Origin of the sequence: Halovibrio sp. HP20-59, assembly GCF_033052795.2 — a bacterium.
Taxonomy (GTDB): Bacteria; Pseudomonadota; Gammaproteobacteria; order Pseudomonadales; family Halomonadaceae; genus Vreelandella.
The window spans coordinates 1-19,742 of sequence record NZ_JAWJUW020000026.1 but is presented as its reverse complement, the minus strand read 5'-3'; the positions used below and the strand labels follow the sequence as shown (position 1 = coordinate 19,742).

Here is a 19,742-nt window from a genome sequence, read left to right as displayed (position 1 = left end):
CATGGCGTTAACCTGGATTGATGCGGTTTTTTTGGCCGTGCTGGCGTTATCAATGCTAGCCGGATTTGTCAGGGGATTTGTTCGTGAAGCATTGGGTTTGGCCGCCTGGGTCGTTGCCTTGATGGTTGCCCGAGTGCTTGCTGAACCGGTGGCCGAACTGATGAGCGGGCTTATCGATAGCTTTGATGCCCGTCTAGTGCTTGCTTTTATACTGGTGATCTTTGCCGTCATTTTGCTTTGCGGCATAGTCATTCGCTTAGTGCATGCGGCGATTGAGTGGGTAGGCATGGGGCTTTTGAATCGCGTGGCGGGGGCCACTTTCGGTGTTGCTCGCGGGGTGGTTATTTTGCTGGTGGCCACCGTGCTTATTACCCTTACGCCCTTGGCCGAGCTGCAGGCTTGGCAAGGGGCTGAACTGCGCCCAACGTTTCTTCAATTGCGTGATTGGGCCATTAGTCAGTTAGATCAGTGGGACCGCGAGCTGCCTGAAGCGCCGTCGTCTCTACGCGATATTTCGCTACCCGAGCTGCACTTGCCCGGCAGGGCGGAGCGCGAGGTTATCCCATCAGGTGATTGACCTGTTGACGAGATCGATTCTACGAACGTACGGGCTTGCTTAGGTATGTGACTTAGGCAAGCCATGGCATTAAGCGAGGTAACGTGAATGTGCGGTATAGTGGGCCTTTTGGGCAAGCAGGCGGTAAATCAGGGAATCTACGATGCCTTGACCGTACTTCAGCATCGTGGCCAGGACGCTGCCGGCATGATGACGTGGAGCGAAGGACGCTTTTTACTGCGCAAGAGTAACGGCTTGGTGCGTGATGTATTTCATACCCGTCACATGGCGCGCTTAAAAGGTAACCTGGGCATCGGCCACGTGCGTTATCCGACAGCAGGCTCTTCAAGTGAAGCTGAGTCACAGCCGTTTTATGTTAATTCCCCCTACGGTATAACGCTGGCGCACAATGGCAATCTGACTAACTCAGAGCAGTTAAAACAGGAGCTGTTTTCAACCGATCTGCGCCATATCAATACCAGCTCTGATTCTGAAGTACTGCTCAACGTATTTGCCCATGAGCTGGGCAAGCAGGGCCTTCACCTGGAAGCAGAAGATATCTTCGATGCCGTGCGTCGCGTTCACCGTCGCTGTAAGGGTGGCTACGCAGCCGTTGCGATTATTAACGGCTTTGGCATGGTAGCGTTTCGCGACCCCTATGGCATTCGGCCGGTGGTGTTCGGTACTCGTGAAGAAGACAACGGCCAAGCCGTGATGATTGCTTCCGAATCTGTAGCGTTAGACGTGGGCGGGTTTGAACTTGAGCGCGACTTATCGCCTGGCGAAGCCATTTTTGTCGATATTGAAGGCAATATTCATACCCAGGTATGTGCCGACCGCCCGCAGCTACGTTCGTGCATTTTCGAGCATGTCTATCTTGCCCGCCCTGATTCACTGCTGGACGGCGCCTACGTCTACGGAACGCGTATGCAGATGGGCCGCAAGCTAGGCGATCGCATCTTAAACGAGTGGCCGGATCACGATATCGATGTCGTTATCCCGATTCCGGACACCTCGCGGACCTCCGCGCTTGAAATGGCCCAGCACCTCGGGGTGACTTACCGCGAAGGGTTTATGAAAAACCGCTATATTGGCCGTACTTTTATTATGCCGGGTCAGACTCAGCGGAAAAAATCGGTACGTCAAAAGCTCAATGCCATCGACGTTGAGTTTAAGGGCAAAAACGTATTGCTTGTGGACGACTCCATTGTACGCGGTACGACCTGTAAGCAGATTATCCAAATGGCCCGGGATGCCGGTGCCCGAAAGGTCTATTTTGCCTCGGCGGCGCCGCCGGTTCGCTTTCCTAATGTGTATGGTATCGACATGCCAGCCGCGTCTGAGTTGATCGCCCATGGGCGTAGCGAAGAGGAAGTGGGCGAGCTGATTGGTGCTGATCGTATCTTCTATCAAAACTTGGAAGATCTGAAAGCGGCTTGCCGCGAAGTGAATCCTGAAATGGAAGAATTTGATTGTTCTGTGTTTGACGGTAACTATGTGACCGGCGATATCGATAACGCTTACCTGGACGCGTTGGAAGCAAGCCGCAATGATTCGGCTAAGGATCAGAGCGCTGGCGATCATGCGTTGGTGGACATGCACAATCAAGACGACGACCTGGAAGATTAGGAGGCAAGCCGTATGCACGATGACAATCACCAGGAAGACGGTCACCAGGATGAGTGGTCATTAGAGACGTTGGCGATTCGGGCGGGCCATCAGCGCACCTTCGAACAGGAGCACTCTGAACCCATTTTTCCGACCTCAAGTTTTGTCTACGAAAGCGCTGCTGAAGCAGCGCGAAAGTTCGGCGGGCATGAACCGGGTAACGTTTACTCGCGCTTTACCAACCCAACAGTGCATACCTTTGAGCGCCGCTTAGCGGCCCTTGAAGGTGGTGAGCGCTGTGTCGCGACCAGCTCTGGCATGTCGGCGATTTTATCAACCGCGCTGGCGCTGCTCTCGGCAGGCGATGAAATTGTCGCTTCCCGTTCGTTGTTTGGCTCGACGGTTAGCTTGTTCGATAAGTACCTGGGCAAGTTGGGTATTACCACGCGTTATGTAGAGCTTTCTAACGTCGCCGCCTGGGAAGCGGCGATCACACCGAAAACGCGCTTATTGTTTGCCGAAACGCCCTCAAACCCGCTGTCTGAAATTGCCGATATTCCGGCCTTGGCAGCGCTGGCAAAGCGTCACGATGCGCTACTGGCGATTGATAACTGCTTTCTGACACCGGCCCTTCAGCAGCCGCTAGCGCTGGGCGCTGATTTGATCATTCATTCGGCAACCAAATATCTGGATGGTCAAGGCCGCGCGGTGGGCGGTGCCGTGGTAGGCAGTCATGCGCTGCTTGAAGAGGTGTTTGGGGTAGTGCGTACCTGCGGGCCTTGCCTGAGCCCCTTCAATGCCTGGATTTTTACCAAAGGGCTGGAAACCTTATCGCTGCGTATGAAGGCACACTGTGAAAACGCCTTGACCTTGGCGCGCTGGCTGGATGCCCATCCGGCGGTTACCCAGGTGTATTACAGCGGTTTGGAAGAGCATCCTCAGCACGCCTTAGCCAAACAGCAGCAGAAAGGCTTTGGCGCGGTACTGGGGTTTGAAGTGTTGGGTGGACAGGAAGGTGCGTGGCAGGTGATTGATGCGACGCGTATGCTGTCGATCACAGGTAACCTTGGCGATGTTAAAACCACGATTACCCATCCAGCTACCACCACTCATGGCCGCCTTTCCGATGCGCAAAAAGCTGCAGCGGGTATTACCCCAGGCCTCATTCGTGTAGCGGTGGGTCTAGAGAGCCAGGAGGACATTCAGCGTGATCTGGCCCGCGGATTGGATGCATTAGCCGCTCGTTAAAAAGACGCCTTCTCCCTAGCCTTCAATGTCACCAAAACCGGTCCAAACGCCAGACGTTGGCCGGTTTTTTTATTACCATGGCCAATCAATCCCTGTGAACAGCCGCTTTTATGGTTGGTTTTATGACTGGTTTTAAGTCTGATTGTACGAACGCCTTTTTTAGGGACGTTTTAACAGTATTTTTTATAAACAGTTTTTACGAATGATGTGTTCTGCTTTTTTCAGCAGTTTTCAATACCATTACACGCTATGCTTTCGCTATAGCATTATTCGCTAGTCGGCAGTGATCAATAAGGGAAAAAGCGATGTGGCAAAACAGTCGTAGCGGGTGGGGATTGGTCAGTATTTTGTTTCATTGGCTAAGCGCACTGACTATCATTGGGCTTTTCGCGCTAGGCTGGTGGATGACCGAGCTCGGTTACTATGATCCCTGGTACAACCAAGGCCCTTGGGTACACCGCTCAATTGGTATTTTACTGCTTTTTACCACCCTAGTGCGTCTAGCCTGGCGCTTCACTCAGCCGACCCCTCAGGCAGAAGGCCGCCGCTTAGAGGCTATTGCCGCGCATCTCGGTCATATTGCTCTTTACGTACTGGTGTTGGTGGTCATGGTAAGTGGTTACATGATCTCGACGGCCGACGGGCGAGGCATTAGTGTCTTTGGCTGGTTTGAAGTGCCTGCGCTGCTACATGACTTTCCCAATCAGGCGAGCTTAGCGGGTGAAGTTCACTGGTACAGCGCTTTGACGCTGATGATCCTAGCCGCTGGTCACGCGCTTGCCGCGCTTAAGCACCACTGGATGGACCGTCATAAGACGCTGGTGCGAATGCTAAACCCAGCCTATAGCCAGCGTCGAGATCACAATGTAGTTAAGTAATCGTTATTTTGTAAGTGATTTTTTATACGTCTATTTTTACGCACACTGCGCTGGTGATATTGACCTGCTGCGGTGCTTATCAAGAAAAGAAAGGAGCCATTAACGATGTCTAAAACGATCGGGTTTAAAAAGACCGCATTCGCAGCTGCTGTTGCCGCCGCCGCGCTGGTACCGTTGAGCCAGGCGCAGGCAGCTGACTATCAAATTGATACTGAAGGTCAGCACGCCTTCGTTCAATTTAAAATTAGTCACCTGGGTTTTTCGTACATTTTAGGTAGCTTTGAAGAATTTGGTGGCCAATTCGCTTATGATCCTGATGATTTAGGGGCCTCCTCAGCGGAAATCGAAGTACAGATTGATAGCCTGAATAGCAATCACGCCGAGCGTGATCGTCATATTTTAAGCGATGATTTCCTACACGCCAGTGAATATCCGACTGCCACGTTTACCTCGACAGGCTTTGAAGCCACGGGCGACAATGAAGGCGTACTGACGGGTGATCTGAGCCTACATGGTGAGACCCAAGAAATTGAGATGCCGGTGACGCTGATGGGTGAGGGCGATGATCCTTGGGGCAATTACCGCGCCGGTTTCGAGGGTAGCACCATGCTAACCTTGAGCGACTACGGTATTGATATGAGCGACTTCCCTGAAGTCATGCATCAGCTAGAGCTTTACGTAACGTTTGAAGGCATTCGTCAGTAAACGTTAGCGCTGTCATTGCGCCACCGCCCTGTAAGGGGTGGTGGCGTTTTACGTTAAACTAATCAATGACTAACACGTTGAAATAAGGAGAGAGTGTTTGGCAGCTGTCATGCACCAAAGAGAGTTGGCGATAACCCTATGGCGCCAAACGTGGCCTATGGCCATCGGGGTTCTGGCGTTATTGGGTTTTCAACTTGTTGATAGCGCTTTTATAGCCCGCTTAGGGACCGCGCCGCTGGCGGCGCAGTCGTTCACCTTCCCGATCTCATTTTTGATTATTGGCATTCAGGTAGGCATGGGGATTGCGATTGCCGCACTTATTTCCCGGGCATTAGGTGCGGGTGAAAGCGAGCGAGCCACGCGCTTAAGCAGCTTGGTGTTAATGACGGGCGGTGGAGTGATAGGCCTACTGGCGATCGCATTATGGGCGTTTCATGTGTCCATCTTTCAACTGCTCGGGGCTGATGACACAACGCTTGGCTATATTCGTGCTTATTGGGCGCCTCAGCTATTTTCGGCCTGGCTAGGGGCAATGCTGTATTTTACGTATAGCGTTTTTCGCGCCCACGGTGATACCAAGTTGCCGGGTAAAATAATGGTGCTCAGCAGCCTCATTAACTTAGTGCTGGACCCGTTGTTTATTTTTGGCCTGGGTGATTGGCAAGGCTGGGGGCTGCCAGGGGCCGCATGGGCAACCGCGATTGCGTTTGCAGTCGGGCTATCGGTTACCAGTTATAAATTAGCCCGGCGTCGGTGGGCTTCTCAGCATGGGCTATGGCTGGAAGCAAAACAGTCATGGCGGCCGTTTACGGGGATTGCCGCTCCCGCCATGGTGAGCCAACTGATGCCGCCGTTGGCGGCGATGCTGGCTATTTCCGTAGTGGCAGGGCTGGGGGAAAGCGAAGTGGCGGCTTGGGGGTTGGCGAGCCGTTTAGAAACGCTCTCGCTAATGGTTATCTTGGCAATGACCATGTCGCTGCCACCCTGGCTTGGGCGCTGCTATGGGGCCGGTGATTGGGAACAAATACACCAACTTATGGGCTTGGCCATTAAGGTTGCGCTGGTGTGGCAACTTAGCCTAGGCATTGTGCTTGCTGCGGGTGCGCCTTGGCTGGCGCTAGCGCTAGCCGGAAACCCTGATGTGCAAAGCGAGCTGACGTTGCTCATTCGCTTTCTACTGCCCAGCTATGCCGCCCTGGGGATTTGCATGTTAGTGGTCTCAGCGGGAAATGCTTTGGGTTGGCCACTACGTGCCATGTTGCTTTCCAGTGCGCGACTGTTTATCTGCTATTTACCTTGCCTGTGGCTAGGGTCGCAGTTCTTCGGCTGGTGGGGAGTGGCGGCGGGTGCCGCCATTGGAAACCTGTTGGCGGGCTTGATGGCTTGGCAAGTTATGCGACGCATTCTTTCTCGCCCGCATCGGCAGGCGGGATATGCCAACTCAACATAGCTGCTCATACCTTTGACAAACGCTCAGGCACAGCAAAACGCCCAGATAGTACCTACCTGGGCGTTTGTCTTTAAGCAGGGATGGCGTAGTGGTTAGTCATTGACGGCGGCAATTGCTTTGGCAAGGTAGGGAAGGTTCTCATGCGAGAAGCCTGCCACGTTGGCGCGACCCGAGCGCACCATGTAAATACCAAACTCATCGCGTAGGCGGTCTACCTGCTCTGGCGTTAAACCAGTGTAGGAAAACATGCCGCGCTGCTCCGCCACGCAGGCATATTTTTCGTCTAGCCCATAAGGCTTGAGCGCCTCTACGAAGTCACGACGCAGGGTATTGATGCGATCGCGCATCTCGGTAAGTTCTTCGCGCCACAGCTCGGTAAGTTCGGCGTTGTGAAGAATCTCGCTAACAATCGCACCGCCGTGAGCCGGCGGATTTGAGTAGTTTTCCCGCGCAACGATAGCTATTTGCGAGCGGATGTTCTCCATCTGCTCGTTGTCTTTCGCCACCATGATTAGGCAGCCGGTACGTTCGCAATAAATGCCGAAGTTTTTCGAGCAAGAGCTGGTGATAATGGCTTCGTCGAGATTCTCGGCAAGCAAGCGCACGCCGTAGGCATCTTCATCCAAGCCTTCGCCAAAGCCTTGGTAAGCGAAGTCGATTAGCGGTAGTAGCTGACGCTCTTGGACAATCTCTAATACTTCCTGCCACTGATCGTGGGACAGGTCGAACCCGGTTGGGTTGTGGCAGCAGGCGTGCAGCACAACGACATCACCCGTTGGGATCGTATTAAGCGCTGCCCGCATACCGTCAAAATCAAGACGGTTATCAGGATCCACATAAGGATATTTATGCAGCTCAATACCCGCTGACGTGAAAATCCCGTGGTGGTTCGGCCACGTCGGATCGCTCACCCAAATACCTTTGTCTGGAAATTGCGAAGCGATAAAGTCAGCGGCTAACCGCAACGCACCGGTGCCTCCAGGTGACTGAGTAGCGCTAGCTCGGTTGGCTTTCAATACCGATGACTGAGCGCCGAACACCATGGGAAGGATGACTTCGCCATAGCTGGGTGAGCCATGCGAGCCAATATAAGTTTTCGTGGTTTCATTCTTGAGCAGGCGAGCTTCTGCTTCCTTAACGGCGCGCATTATCGGCGTGTTGCCTTGCGTATCGCGATAAACACCAACGCCTAAATCCACCTTTTGCGGATTAGTATCTTTTTTGAAAGCTTCGATTAACCCGAGAATGGCATCCCCTGGGACTCGCTCAATGTGCTCAAACATTTATTCGACTACCTCGTCGGTTCTGGCGGCAAGAATGAAGTCATTGTCATGCAGGCCTTGTATCGCATGGGACCACCACGTGACGGTGGCTTTACCCCATTCGGTGGTGATTACCGGATGGTGACCTGCCTGTTCTGCAACCTCGCCAACGCGCTGGGTAAAAGCCAGTGCACTGGCAAAGTCAGAAAACGTAAAACTTCGCGACAGCTTCATGATGCCATCGTGCTCGACAATCTGCCACTGGCTGAGGCTTTTTAGCTGCTCTTGAGCTTCATCTTTGCTTAACGGTTGCGCATTTTTGCTGCATGGTTCGCAGGCGTGTTCGGCAAGCTTTGTCATCTGTATTCTCCTGTTACTTTAACGTGTCTTTAGCGTAGAAGGCATACACGGTCACGATCAACATCTTTAGCGTTATAAAGCGCTTGATCAGCGCGTTCAATGAGGCAGGTCAATGGCTCACCACAGTGATATTCAGCATTGTGAGCGAGTTGGTCGCGGTCAATATGCTGGCGTGCTTTGCCCCCGCTTTCTAAATAAGGGAAGTGCATACGGCCGTTTTTCGCGCAGTGAAACTGGAAAATGGCGCTGTGGACCTATGGGATAAAATGGTCGGCTCTAACGCTTTGCGCTACGTCTATATCGTTCACGTGCACACGTGAATCTCCCAATATGTCAATATCTTTTTAGAATAGTGATATTTCCATTTGATTATTTATTTCGTTGTAAATCTCACCGGCAGGCGCTGTGCTGCTGGAAATTAATGATAAAATTAATTACTTTTTTATATATAGAATCCTATTTTTATTCCTTGAGGTGATTTCTTGGCAGCAGGACGCGAGCAGAACACTCGGTTGCAGGGTTTCGTCAGTTTGGTGGGGGCAGGGCCAGGCGACCCAGAATTATTGACACTAAAAGCTTATAAACGCCTTCAAGCCGCTGAGGTAGTGCTTTATGACCGTTTAGTGAGCGATGAAATCGTTGCCTTTATACCCGCCAACGCGCAGCGTTTCTATGTGGGTAAAGCGCGTTCACTACACAGCGTCCCCCAGGAGGGTATAAATCAAGCGTTAGTAACGTGGGCAAAACAGGGCAAGCACGTTGTCCGTCTCAAGGGTGGTGATCCGTTTATCTTTGGCCGTGGGGGAGAAGAGCTTGAAGCGTTGGTGGCGGCCCAGGTTAGCGTGGAGGTGATCCCAGGGGTAACCGCCGCATCGGGGTGTGCCGCCTACGCGGGCATCCCTTTGACGCATCGCGATCATGCCCAGTCAGTTCGCTTTATCACCGGCCATTTGCAGCAGGGGGAGTATGCGCTGGATTGGGACGCGCTAGCACGACCGGGCCAAACATTGGTGTTTTATATGGGCCTAAGCAGCGTTGAGGTGATTACCCATGCGCTCATTCAGCACGGTTTAGCACCTGAAACCCCGCTGGCCTTGATTGAACAAGGTACGACAAGGCAACAGCAAACGCATACCGGTATGCTTTCGGCGCTGCCAGCGGCTTTCTTGGCGGGGCTGATTAAACCGCCTACGCTATTAATAGTGGGGAGCGTAGTATCGCTGCATACAACACTTGACTGGTTTGATGCCCAGAATGGACGTGCCTCAGGTTTCCATGAAGGCAAACATCCCCTGCCCACTAGGAATGATTAACTGTTTGTGCTTGGATGGTAACTATGCAGCAACATTCATATACAGTTTAATGAACAAACTAGCTAGATATGTTGAGCTGTGTATGCTTATAAGGGAATCAATCATCGTTAGCCTAAACACTCGTTAGCTTAGAGCAAAGAGGAAAGCACAATGTCGGAAGCAAACCACTCGGATAACCAGTCACCTGATAACAAGCCGGAACCGGCGAAAAAGTCTGATATGAAAACGCTCTTCCAAGACAACCGGGTAAAAGCCATTGCCGGCATTGCAGCCATAGCGGTTATCTGGGCGATCATGGCTCAATCTAACGCTGGATCGCGCCAGGAACGCGTCGCCGATTTAGAAGAGCAACTGGCGAGCACCGAGCAAGAAAATAGCCAAATGAGCCAGCGCATTGCGGAAATTGAAGAGGCCGAGGAAAATTTAGCTGCACTACAGGAAGAAACGGCAGCATTAGAGGAGCAGCGTGAAGAAGCGGAGTCCTCGCTCGAAAGCACCGAGAGTGATGCCAGCTCTGTAGAGTCGCGTCTTGAGGAGCTTGAGGCCGAGCGAGCTGCGCTGGAAGAAGAAGTGGCGTCCCTCAACGAACAGCTGGAGAGCGCTGAGAGCAATATGTCTGAGTTGCGCGAAGAGCGTGACGCCATTGTTAGCGAGCGTGATGAAGCAGAAAGCACGCTGCAGCAGGTAGAGGAAGCGCAACAGAGTGCTCAGGATGCTCGTCAAGAAGCGGAAGCCGCCCGTCAGGAAGCCGAGCAGCAGCGTCAGCAAGCGGTTGAAGAGCTGAGTGCTACCCAAGATGAGCTGGCTGAGTTAGAAGAGCAAATTAGCCAAGCTAACGAAGAGTTGAGCGGCCTGGAAGAAGAAATTTCGACCGCCCAGGGCGAGCTTGATGAGGTTAGAAGTGAGCGTGACTCGCTTATCAGCGAACGCGATGAACTGCAAAACGAAGTAGACGCGTTGACTTCTCAACGTGAAGAGGAAGAGCAAAACTTGAGTGATGTGCGTTCTGAAATCGATGATGTCAGAGTCGCCCTTGAAATTGGCCGCGAGGAAATGGCGAGCGTTGAGAACGACATTGAAGAGCGTGAAAATCAGCTGGAGCGTTTAGAAGGCCAGTTAAACGAGTGGCGCGATGAGCTTTCCATTCTAGACAGCCGCATGGCCGAGGCTGAACAATCTGCCAGCGAAGCCACTTCCTCTTCTCAAGGCAGTGCTTCACAAGGCAGTTCTTCAGATAGTGGCTCTTCAGGTGAAAGTTCTTCAGATAACGGCTCTTCAGAGGAGGGGGCGTCTGGAAATGGAGATGAAAGTGCCAATGATAGCAACGGTGGCAGTGAAGCAGAGCAGCAAAACGAAGGCTAAATAGCGAGCCAGCGTTAGCGCCTGATAGCAACAGGTGGAGAGCGGATGTCGGTTACTCGGCATCCGCTCTCTTGTTGTTGGTTTATGATTGCGGTCGCGAGGCGTATCATTCATATCACGTTAATTCAGATCAAGCGCCTAAACGAGGAGTGCCATTGAATGGATGGGGTTAAACATATTATCGCAGTGGCTTCAGGTAAAGGCGGCGTGGGTAAATCCACCGTTACCGTCAACCTGGCGCTAGCACTGTCGGCACAAGGGTACCGCGTCGGTGTTCTTGATGCGGATATTTACGGGCCCAGCCAAGCGCAAATGCTTGGCGTCAAAGAAGGTGTGCGCCCCCAGTCCGCGGGCAATGATAAGTTCCTGCCGCTTGAGGCCCATGGCATTCAGGCCATGTCGATGGCGTTTATGGTCAATACACGCGAAGCCATGGTATGGCGCGGGCCAATGGTTGTCGGTGCCTTCCAGCAGATGTTGACGCAAACCCAGTGGGATAACCTCGATTTTCTGCTGATCGACATGCCTCCTGGCACCGGGGATATCCAACTAACGCTGGCCCAAAAGGTGCCGGTGGCCGGGGCGGTGATTGTGACCACGCCGCAAGATATTGCGCTTTTAGATGCGCGCAAAGGGATCGAGATGTTCCGCAAGGTCAAGGTGCCGGTGCTTGGCGTGGTGGAAAACATGAGCCTTTACCACTGTGAAAGCTGCGGCCATGAAGCGGCTATTTTTGGTACTGGAGGCGGGGATAGTATCGCCCAAGAGTACGACACCCAAGTGCTGGGCCGACTGCCGTTGACGCTTTCTATTCGTGAACTGACGGACTCAGGTCAACCGAGTGTGGTGTCTGAACCGGACGGGGCCGTTAGCCAAACATTTGCTAGTATTGCCCAAAAAGTAGCCGAGGCGGTAAGCGCCAACCAAGGCGATGGGCCCACTATTTCCTTTAGCGAGTGATGACAGCATAGATGAGTATCAAATCTGATAATTGGATTCGCCGCATGGCAAAAAGCGACGCGATGATCGAACCGTTTGAAGCCGAACAAGTGCGCTATATGAACGGTCAGCGCGTTATTTCCTACGGTACTTCAAGCTATGGCTACGACGTTCGTTGTGCGGATGAGTTTAAAGTTTTTACTAATATTCACTCGGCGATTGTTGATCCTAAAGCCTTTGATGCTAAAAGCTTCGTCGATATCAAAGGCGATATGTGTATTATTCCGCCCAACTCATTCGCGCTGGCGCGAACGGTGGAATATTTTCGCATTCCTCGTAACGTGTTGACCATTTGCTTGGGCAAGTCGACCTACGCGCGTTGTGGCATTATCGTTAACGTGACGCCACTGGAGCCTGAATGGGAAGGTCACGTGACCCTGGAATTCTCCAATACCACCAATCTGCCGGCGAAAATTTACGCCCATGAGGGCGTTGCTCAGATGCTGTTCTTAGAGTCTGATGAGGTGTGCGAAACGTCGTACAAAGACCGCGGCGGGAAGTATATGGGCCAGCGCGGCGTTACCTTGCCTTGTACTTAACCTTAGCCTGCGCTGTGTGACTATAAAAAAACGCCTTACGGTTTCAAAACCGTAAGGCGATCTTAGTACTTTAGCTAAATGCGTAATGTCAGTCTTGCGACTCTTCGTCGAACTCTTCATCAAGTTCTTCAGCGGCATCGGCGTGGGAAAGCCGCATGCCGTGATCAGGCAGCAAATGGCCATCCATTTTTGCGCCGTCCGGGGTGAACTGCAGCCGACCCTCCAAAAACCACTGAACCGCGATCGGGTAAATCAGGTGCTCTCTAGCACGGACTTTTTCTTGCAGTGTATCCACCGTGTCGTCGTCGCTTACCTGTAGCTCAGCTTGCAGTACTACCGGGCCACCGTCTAGCTCCTCAGTCACAAAGTGAACGCTACAGCCATGGCTGGTGACGCTGTCAGCCAGGGCGCGGGCGTGAGTGTGGAGCCCTTGGTATTCGGGCAGCAGCGAAGGGTGAATATTCAGCATGCGGCCTAAGAAGCGTTGCACAAAGCGAGGCGTCAAAATACGCATAAAGCCTGCCAGCACAATCATATCGGGCTCATGGCGTTCAATGACTTTGATCAGCGCACCGTCGTATGCCTCGCGGCTATCATATTCCCGATGGGGCAGAGCGACCGCATCAATGCCGGCGTCATGGGCGCGCTTCAAGCCATAGGCGTCAGCGACATTGGAAATCACCGCGACAATTTCACCGCCGCCTAAACGGTCGTGGGACTGAGCATCAATCAGCGCCTGCAGATTGCTGCCGTTACCGGAAATAAGCACCACGATACGGCGAGCCCCGAGAGGCTCCGGCGTTACGTCCTTGATGGTATCGCTTTGATAGTCGGTATTGGTCATGCCGAGAGGTTCTCCAGAATAACGGCGTCCTCTTGGCGCTTAATAATCTGGCCAAGGTGGTAAACGGTTTCCCCCTCGCCTTGCAGGTGAGCGATGGCTTGCCCTGCTTGAGTTTGCGGCACTACAACGACCATACCAATACCGCAGTTAAGTACGCGGTGCATTTCGGTTTCATTAACGTTGCCGTGGGCTTGCAGCCAGTCAAAGATGGCTGGCCGCGTCCAGCTGTTAATATCAATGTGCGCTGCAAGGCCGTCGGGGAGTACGCGGGGGATGTTTTCCAGCAGCCCGCCACCGGTGATATGCGATAGCGCGTGAACATCAATATCGCTATTGCGCATTAGTGAGAGTAGCGATTTGACATAGATTCTGGTCGGCGCCATCAGCGCATCGGCGAGGGTGCCGCCGTCGAATTGGGTGTCTAAAGGGGTATTGCTGACCTCAAGAATTTTACGAATCAACGAGTAACCGTTGGAGTGCGGTCCTGATGAGGCAAGCCCTAATAAGACATCGCCCTCAGCCACCTTGCTACCATCTAAAATGTCGGCTTTTTCAACGACACCCACACAAAAGCCAGCCAGATCATAATCGCTACCAGCGTACATGCCCGGCATTTCGGCAGTCTCGCCTCCCACTAACGCGCAGCCAGCTAGCTCGCAACCGGCGCCAATGCCGGTGACAACGTCAGCAGCAATATCCACATCGAGCTTACCCGTGGCATAGTAGTCAAGAAATTGCAGCGGTTCAGCACCAGCAACGATCAGATCGTTAACGCACATGGCGACTAAATCAATCCCAATGGTGTCGTGTTTACCAAGATCCATGGCTAAGCGCAGCTTAGTGCCGACGCCGTCAGTACCCGAAACAAGTACGGGGTGGCGATAACCTGCCGGTATTTCGCATAGTGCGCCAAATCCGCCTAGTCCGCCCATTACTTCGGGGCGCATAGTGCGTTTGGCAACGTGTTTGATGCGGTCAACCAAGGCGTTACCGGCATCAATATCGACGCCTGCATCCTTATAGCTGAGGGAAGGAGTAGCCGAAGAAGAGGAGGTCTCGGTCATGACAGATCCTGTGAAACTAATAACGGTGCTGGTAGTGCTGGCGACATGGCCAGTGCTGGGCAATAACTGGGGCGGATTGTAACACTCAGCGGCCGATGCCGCACCGCCGTCACGCATAATGCAAAGCTTACAAGCGACTTTCGCGTATATCCGGCATAGTAGGCGACAATGTTAGTGTGCAGATTTAATTTAAGGATGAGAGATATCTATGCGGAATTCTTGGTGGGGCGTCCTTTTTTTAGGCGTAATAGGCGGTTTGATCTTTTTGCTAGATGCGGTATTGATGCCTTTTATCGCCGGGATGATTCTTGCTTATTTAGCCGATCCACTAGCTAATCGTTTTCAGCGCTGGGGTATGAACCGGCCGGTGGCAGTCAGTAGTGTATTTTTAGTTTTGCTAGTCGTGCTGGTGGTGAGCCTACTGATATTAATCCCGCTGCTCGTCCAACAGCTTAAACAGTTGGGCGAGGCCATTCCAAGTATCTTCAATTGGGTGGAAAGCGTTCTCGCCCCTCAAGTGCAAGAGTGGACAGGCTATGACTTAACGGCTGAGTTAACCAATGCTCGCGAAACGCTGGTGGAAAACTGGCGGGATGCTGGTGGTTACTTAGCCCAGGCGCTGGGGCAAATTGGCCGTTCAGGCATGGCTTTTGTATCGTGGATTACCTACGTGGCGTTGATTCCTGTCGTCACCTTTTATTTGCTCTTGGACTGGGATCGCCTGTTGACCAATATTGCTAATCTTGTGCCACGCCAGTGGGCCGACGATACTTATCGCTTAGCGCGTCGGTGTGATGAAGTGCTGTCCTCGTTTCTACGTGGTCAGCTGCTGGTCATGCTCTGCTTAGGGGTGATTTATGCGCTGGGCTTAACGCTGATGGGGCTTAATTTTGGCCTATTGATTGGCTTTGTGTCGGGGTTGGTAAGTATCGTGCCGTTCTTAGGCTTTATTGTTGGTTTAGTCATTGCCCTGGTGGTCGCGCTCTTCCAGTACGCTACTTGGTGGGCCGTGTTAGGCGTTATCGTGGTGTTTAGTATTGGTCAAATGGCAGAGAGCGTGATCCTTCAGCCTAAATTGCTCGGTGACAAGATTGGTTTGCACCCGGTCGCGGTTATTTTTGCCGTGCTTGCAGGAGGCAGCCTATTTGGGCTGACAGGGGTATTATTAGCCTTGCCGGTCGCTGCGGTGATTCTTGTTCTACTAAAGGAAGTAAAAGCTCGCTACCAAGACAGCGAGCTATACGACGATAAAAATACCGACAAGCCGTCGGCAATAATTGAGGTCAGTTCTTCGCACCATGATGAGCTGGGACCGCGTGATGAACGGGAGTCACCATGAGCCGCATACCGGCACAGCTTCCCTTGGGGATAGGGCTGCGTGATGATGCAACCTTTGATAATTATTATGTAGCGCGAACCAATGCGCCTCTGGTCGAGCACCTCATTCAGCAGTTAAAGCCAGAGGGTGAGCAGTTTGTGTATATCTGGGGAGCGCCAGGTGTTGGGCGCAGCCATTTGCTACAGGCCGCCTGTCATGCAGCGTCAGACGCGGATAGGCGTGCCCTTTACTTACCGTTAAACGACTTAGGCCACTTTCCACCCTTGATGCTTGAAGATATTGAGCGCTTGGATATTGTGGCTATCGATGATTTGGAGTGCGTGATTGGCCGTAAACGTTGGGAAGAGGCGCTGTTCCATGCCTTTAATCGACTAAGGGATGCAGGCAAAAAATTGCTGATTGCGGCCAGTGCCTCCCCGCGTCAGTTAAATGTGGTGCTCCCCGATTTAGCCTCACGATTGACCTGGGGCGTTACCTTCCACGTTAACGCATTAGAGGACGACGATGAGCGCTTGGCGGCTCTGAAGTTACGTGCCAGTGTGAGAGGCATGCAACTGCCCGATGATGTGGGACGCTATATATTGCACCGCGGCCCGCGTGAGTTAGCTGAACTGTGTCGGGCGGTGGAAACCCTGGATAAAGCGTCGCTGTCTGCCAAGCGAAAGCTGACTATTCCGTTTGTGAAGTCGTCGCTCGGTTGGTAAAACGCCCCTGTTGGCGAGGGCCAACAGGGGCGTTTATAAGACTTGCTTACCCGCTTACTGTTTCAGTAAACGATTAAGCAGTTTTGCTCATTTTGCTAGCAGCAGTTTGCGCTTGCTTGACATTGTCTTCGGTAAGTTTCTGGCTTTTCTGGATAAAGTCCTGCTGCAAAGATACGACTTTGTCGGTATCGCCCTTAACACGCTCAGCTAGCTCTTTAGCCACTTTCTGCTGGCCTTCCATGTAGCTGCGCAGACCTTCTGGATCTTTAATGTCCATCATCTGGCGCATTTGCGCAATGCCGGTGTCGACATAAGCTTTGCTGGCATCCATTTGAGCATTGAGCATTTTTTCGCTGTAATCAATGCTCAGCGCCATGTAAGCACGTACTGGTGCCATAAACATGTTGTCAAACTGTTGGTTCATTTCGTTAGTATTTAATGTACGCATCGTCATACCCTCCTGGTTTTAGTCTTGCCAAAAGCAGCTATCCACAGGTTGGCGCTGCTTATCGAATGAGTAGCTTTTCAAGCTATCTTGCGGTGCAGCATAGCAACTGTTTTTGTGCAGTGCAACATTTGATTTTTGCCATTTGAATGTCCGTAGGGTAAGGGCGTGTTTACCCGCATGGCTTAACCAGCTAGCTTGAAGGTAATTGATGTAGCTTTAGCTAGCGAACGATAGATCGGCTATGCGCTCAGATAAGCATCACTACTAATCTTACAGATGGGAGAAAGAGCAATGGCAACACGGATGGAACGCGACAGCATGGGCGAATTAGAGGTGCCTGCTGATGCCCTTTATGGTGCGCAGACCCAACGGGCAATCAACAACTTCCCTGTCTCTCATACGCCTATGCCCCTGGCCTTCATTCACGCAGTCGCGCGTATCAAGCTAGCGGCAGCCCGGGCTAATCAAACGCTAGGAGGGCTTGATAGCGCGCGCGGGGAGGCGATCCAAAAAGCGGCGCGCGATGTGTTAACGGGTAAGCACGACCAACACTTTCCCATCGACGTGTTTCAGACGGGGTCGGGTACTTCCACCAATATGAACGTCAACGAGGTGTTGGCGACATTGGCAAGCCGTGAGGGCGTTAATGTGACGCCGAACGACCACGTCAATATGGGCCAGTCCAGCAATGATGTGATCCCCACGGCGATTCACCTTTCGGCTGCCATCGCGGTGCACGAATCCCTGCGCCCAGCGCTTGTCCATCTGCGCGATACTATCGACCAGCGCGCCAGCGAGCTTAGCCATGTGGTTAAAACGGGACGAACTCACCTTATGGACGCTATGCCGCTGCGTATGGATCAAGAACTAGGTGCCTGGTCGAGCCAGGTGAACCAAGCCATTGAGCGGTTTGATAGCGCTATGAAAAGGCTGTGCCGTTTAGCCCAGGGGGGAACGGCCGTGGGGACGGGTATTAATGCTCCCAACGGTTTCGCTGAGCAGGTCGCCCAAGAGTTAAGCGAACAGACAGGGTTGATGTTCACCCCCAATGACAGCTTTTTTGCCAGCCTCTCCTCCCAAGATGCCGCGGTGGAACTTTCTGGGCAGTTAAAAGGCTTGGCCTGCGTGATTATGAAGATTGCCAATGACCTGCGCTGGATGAATTCAGGGCCACTGGCGGGGCTAGGCGAGATTGAGCTTGAAGCGTTGCAGCCAGGCAGCTCGATTATGCCGGGCAAAGTTAACCCTGTTATCCCTGAATCAGCGGCACAGGCGGCCGCTCAAGTCATCGGGCTGGATAGCGCAATAACCGTCGCTGGGCAAAGCGGCAATTTCCAGTTGAATGTGATGCTGCCGTTGGTAGCGTCCAATCTACTTTCGTCAATTAGCTTGATGAGCAATACCGCACGGCTGTTGGCGGATCGAGCGATTGCCACCTTTAAAGTGCGTGAAGATAATCTGGAAGGTCCGCTGGCGAGAAACCCCATTTTGGTAACGGCGCTAAATGGCGTGATTGGCTACAACGCCGCCGCCGCCGTCGCCAAAGAAGCCTACCAAGCGGGGCGGCCAATTATCGATGTGGCAGAGGAGAAAACGGATCTCGACCGGGAGACGCTCAAGCGGCTGCTGGATCCGACCGCGTTAACTCACGGAGGCATTCCCGAATAACGGGGGGTCAGGTTAGCTAACTACTTAGGCATCTCGTGTTCAGGTTTCCTGGGTTTCGGTTTTACCATCCTGAATAGTTTCGCTGGCTTCGTTATGCTCTTCGGTATTGGCTTCAGGGTTTTCGTGTTCGTCTTGGCGCGAGGGGCGATAGCAGAACGTCGCCAGCATGGGGAAGTGATCCGAGCCAAAATAATCGAGGCGCTGCATGCCCACGAGCGTGAAGTGCTCGGTCACAAAGATATGATCAAGGGGCCAGCGCAGCATCGCGTATTGGGCATGAAAGGTGCTGAATAAGCCCCGCCCGCGGCGTGGGTCGAGCATGCCGCCGACACGACAAAATAGTCGTGTCGTGCGTGACCAGGCCACATCGTTAAGGTCCCCAGCCACCAGTGTCGGTTGAGGGTCCTGGTGAATTTCTTTACCCACCAGTAGCAGCTCAGCATCGCGCCAAAGGGATTCTTCACTTTCGCTAGGGGCGGGTGGGCGCGGGTGTACGGCATAAAGGCGCACGGTGTCGCCGTTCGCAAGCTTAACGCGAGTATGAATAGAGGGGATATCGTCTTGGATCAGCCACTCGACTGAGGTGTTATGAAGCTCAAGTGACGAGTAGAGATGCATGCCGTATAGATTGTCGAGTGGGATTTTAACGCTATGCGGCCAACGCTCAGTTAAGGCCGGGTCTAGCTGATCCTGCCACCATTGGTCTGATTCAAGGGTTAGCACGATGTCAGGCTGGTGCTGATGAATCATATCAATCAGGGATTGAGCTTGCCGATTTGTTGTTAGCACATTGGCAATAAGTAGCGTAATGGTTTTATCGGCGTCGTTACTGGTTGCCGCCTTAACCTGAACAGACCATAGCTTCGTAAAGGGAAGGATATAATAGCTTTGAACTAGCAAGCTGATAGCCGAGGCAAGCAGTGCTACCCATCGCCAGGGGCCAGGCTCAACCCAAATAGCCGCGGCTAACCCGGTGATCAGCGCTAGGCAAGCGATCTGTAAGCGTGGGAATTCAAAGCTGCGGATCAACCACCAGTGCAGCTCGATGCGCGCGATAAGTGTAGCCAATAACAGTACGATGGCGATGCTTCCTAGCAAAATACCCAGCATGGCTTATTCTCCTTATGAAAACGCGCAGGCCATTGAGTGCTTAGCCTAGCGGTAGAGGGATATAAGTGTCGAATGAAACGAACGAATGGGAAATCTTTGAATCGCTCAGACCAGCAAGCTGGCTCAGGGAAATAGCTTGCAATTCAGGGGCGAGGGCGTAAAATACGCATCCGTTGCCTGGCTTGCACATGCCTGAAAAAAGTACAGCAGGACCATAGCTCAGTTGGTTAGAGCGCCACGTTGACATCGTGGAGGTCGGCGGTTCAAATCCGCCTGGTCCTACCA

Annotated in this window: 19 protein-coding genes and 1 tRNA gene; 14 read left to right on the top strand and 6 right to left on the bottom strand. The window is 52.7% G+C overall.

Annotated elements, in window-relative coordinates; all coding sequences use genetic code 11:
* Position 1 precedes the first annotated feature (1 nt).
* From RZA33_RS18230 to RZA33_RS18205, 6 genes are all read left to right on the top strand, one after another.
* On the top strand, positions 2–577 hold the full coding sequence (locus RZA33_RS18230) for a CvpA family protein (protein ID WP_317509140.1): 576 nt from the start codon (positions 2–4) through the stop codon (positions 575–577).
* An 87-nt stretch (positions 578–664) separates the two neighbouring features.
* Positions 665–2,185, top strand: coding sequence for an amidophosphoribosyltransferase (purF, locus tag RZA33_RS18225; RefSeq protein ID WP_317509138.1), 1,521 nt, complete (start codon positions 665–667; stop codon positions 2,183–2,185).
* A gap of 12 nt (positions 2,186–2,197) precedes the next feature.
* Positions 2,198–3,412, top strand: coding sequence for an O-succinylhomoserine sulfhydrylase (locus RZA33_RS18220; RefSeq protein ID WP_317509137.1), 1,215 nt, complete (start codon positions 2,198–2,200; stop codon positions 3,410–3,412).
* 305 nt (positions 3,413–3,717) lie between these two features.
* Positions 3,718–4,290 carry a cytochrome b gene (locus RZA33_RS18215; protein WP_317509136.1) on the top strand — a complete coding sequence of 191 codons (573 nt, stop codon included), beginning with the start codon at positions 3,718–3,720 and terminating at the stop codon, positions 4,288–4,290.
* A 105-nt stretch (positions 4,291–4,395) separates the two neighbouring features.
* Entirely contained in the window at positions 4,396–4,995 is a 600-nt protein-coding gene (locus tag RZA33_RS18210; RefSeq protein ID WP_317509135.1) for a YceI family protein, read from the top strand.
* Between the two features lie 109 nt (positions 4,996–5,104).
* A complete protein-coding gene (locus RZA33_RS18205) occupies positions 5,105–6,445 on the top strand; it encodes an MATE family efflux transporter (protein WP_416337886.1) in 1,341 nt (446 codons plus the stop codon).
* A 92-nt stretch (positions 6,446–6,537) separates the two neighbouring features.
* Here RZA33_RS18205 and RZA33_RS18200 read toward each other — a convergent pair whose 3' ends face one another.
* On the bottom strand, positions 6,538–7,728 hold the full coding sequence (locus tag RZA33_RS18200) for an amino acid aminotransferase (protein WP_317509133.1): 1,191 nt from the start codon (positions 7,726–7,728) through the stop codon (positions 6,538–6,540).
* Positions 7,729–8,067, bottom strand: coding sequence for a 4a-hydroxytetrahydrobiopterin dehydratase (locus tag RZA33_RS18195; protein ID WP_317509132.1), 339 nt, complete (start codon positions 8,065–8,067; stop codon positions 7,729–7,731). It abuts the gene before it with no gap.
* Between the two features lie 482 nt (positions 8,068–8,549).
* On the opposite strand from RZA33_RS18195, the gene cobA reads away from it, so the two are divergent.
* From cobA to dcd, 4 genes are all read left to right on the top strand, one after another.
* Entirely contained in the window at positions 8,550–9,380 is an 831-nt protein-coding gene (gene cobA, locus RZA33_RS18190) for a uroporphyrinogen-III C-methyltransferase (RefSeq protein ID WP_317509131.1), read from the top strand.
* 150 nt (positions 9,381–9,530) lie between these two features.
* Positions 9,531–10,742 (top strand): kinesin, encoded by a 1,212-nt coding sequence (locus RZA33_RS18185; protein WP_317509129.1) that lies wholly within the window; start codon positions 9,531–9,533, stop codon positions 10,740–10,742.
* A 159-nt stretch (positions 10,743–10,901) separates the two neighbouring features.
* Positions 10,902–11,702 (top strand): iron-sulfur cluster carrier protein ApbC, encoded by an 801-nt coding sequence (apbC, locus tag RZA33_RS18180; protein ID WP_317509128.1) that lies wholly within the window; start codon positions 10,902–10,904, stop codon positions 11,700–11,702.
* 11 nt (positions 11,703–11,713) lie between these two features.
* Positions 11,714–12,280 carry a dCTP deaminase gene (dcd, locus tag RZA33_RS18175; RefSeq protein ID WP_317509127.1) on the top strand — a complete coding sequence of 189 codons (567 nt, stop codon included), beginning with the start codon at positions 11,714–11,716 and terminating at the stop codon, positions 12,278–12,280.
* Positions 12,281–12,368: 88 nt separating this feature from the next.
* Here dcd and purN read toward each other — a convergent pair whose 3' ends face one another.
* Both purN and purM read right to left on the bottom strand, forming a co-directional pair.
* Complete coding sequence (gene purN, locus RZA33_RS18170; protein ID WP_317509126.1) at positions 12,369–13,124, bottom strand: phosphoribosylglycinamide formyltransferase; 756 nt, start codon at positions 13,122–13,124, stop codon at positions 12,369–12,371.
* Entirely contained in the window at positions 13,121–14,188 is a 1,068-nt protein-coding gene (gene purM, locus RZA33_RS18165; RefSeq protein ID WP_317509125.1) for a phosphoribosylformylglycinamidine cyclo-ligase, read from the bottom strand. Before purM ends, purN begins: the two co-directional genes overlap by 4 nt.
* A gap of 208 nt (positions 14,189–14,396) precedes the next feature.
* On the opposite strand from purM, the gene RZA33_RS18160 reads away from it, so the two are divergent.
* Both RZA33_RS18160 and hda read left to right on the top strand, forming a co-directional pair.
* A complete protein-coding gene (locus RZA33_RS18160) occupies positions 14,397–15,527 on the top strand; it encodes an AI-2E family transporter (protein ID WP_317509124.1) in 1,131 nt (376 codons plus the stop codon).
* On the top strand, positions 15,524–16,231 hold the full coding sequence (gene hda, locus RZA33_RS18155; RefSeq protein WP_317509123.1) for a DnaA regulatory inactivator Hda: 708 nt from the start codon (positions 15,524–15,526) through the stop codon (positions 16,229–16,231). Before RZA33_RS18160 ends, hda begins: the two co-directional genes overlap by 4 nt.
* Before the next feature lie 73 nt (positions 16,232–16,304).
* Here the strand turns inward: hda and RZA33_RS18150 are convergent, their stop codons facing one another.
* Positions 16,305–16,679, bottom strand: a complete 375-nt coding sequence (locus RZA33_RS18150; RefSeq protein WP_317509122.1) for a phasin family protein — start codon at positions 16,677–16,679, stop codon at positions 16,305–16,307.
* A 291-nt stretch (positions 16,680–16,970) separates the two neighbouring features.
* Between RZA33_RS18150 and RZA33_RS18145 the strand changes: the two genes are divergently transcribed.
* Positions 16,971–18,347 carry a class II fumarate hydratase gene (locus RZA33_RS18145; RefSeq protein WP_317509121.1) on the top strand — a complete coding sequence of 459 codons (1,377 nt, stop codon included), beginning with the start codon at positions 16,971–16,973 and terminating at the stop codon, positions 18,345–18,347.
* A gap of 39 nt (positions 18,348–18,386) precedes the next feature.
* Here the strand turns inward: RZA33_RS18145 and RZA33_RS18140 are convergent, their stop codons facing one another.
* The gene (locus RZA33_RS18140; protein ID WP_317509119.1) at positions 18,387–19,457 is read right to left on the bottom strand and encodes an endonuclease/exonuclease/phosphatase family protein; all 1,071 of its coding nucleotides are present in this window, start codon (positions 19,455–19,457) and stop codon (positions 18,387–18,389) included.
* A gap of 208 nt (positions 19,458–19,665) precedes the next feature.
* Here RZA33_RS18140 and RZA33_RS18135 point away from each other — a divergent pair.
* Positions 19,666–19,742 (top strand) — tRNA-Val (locus RZA33_RS18135).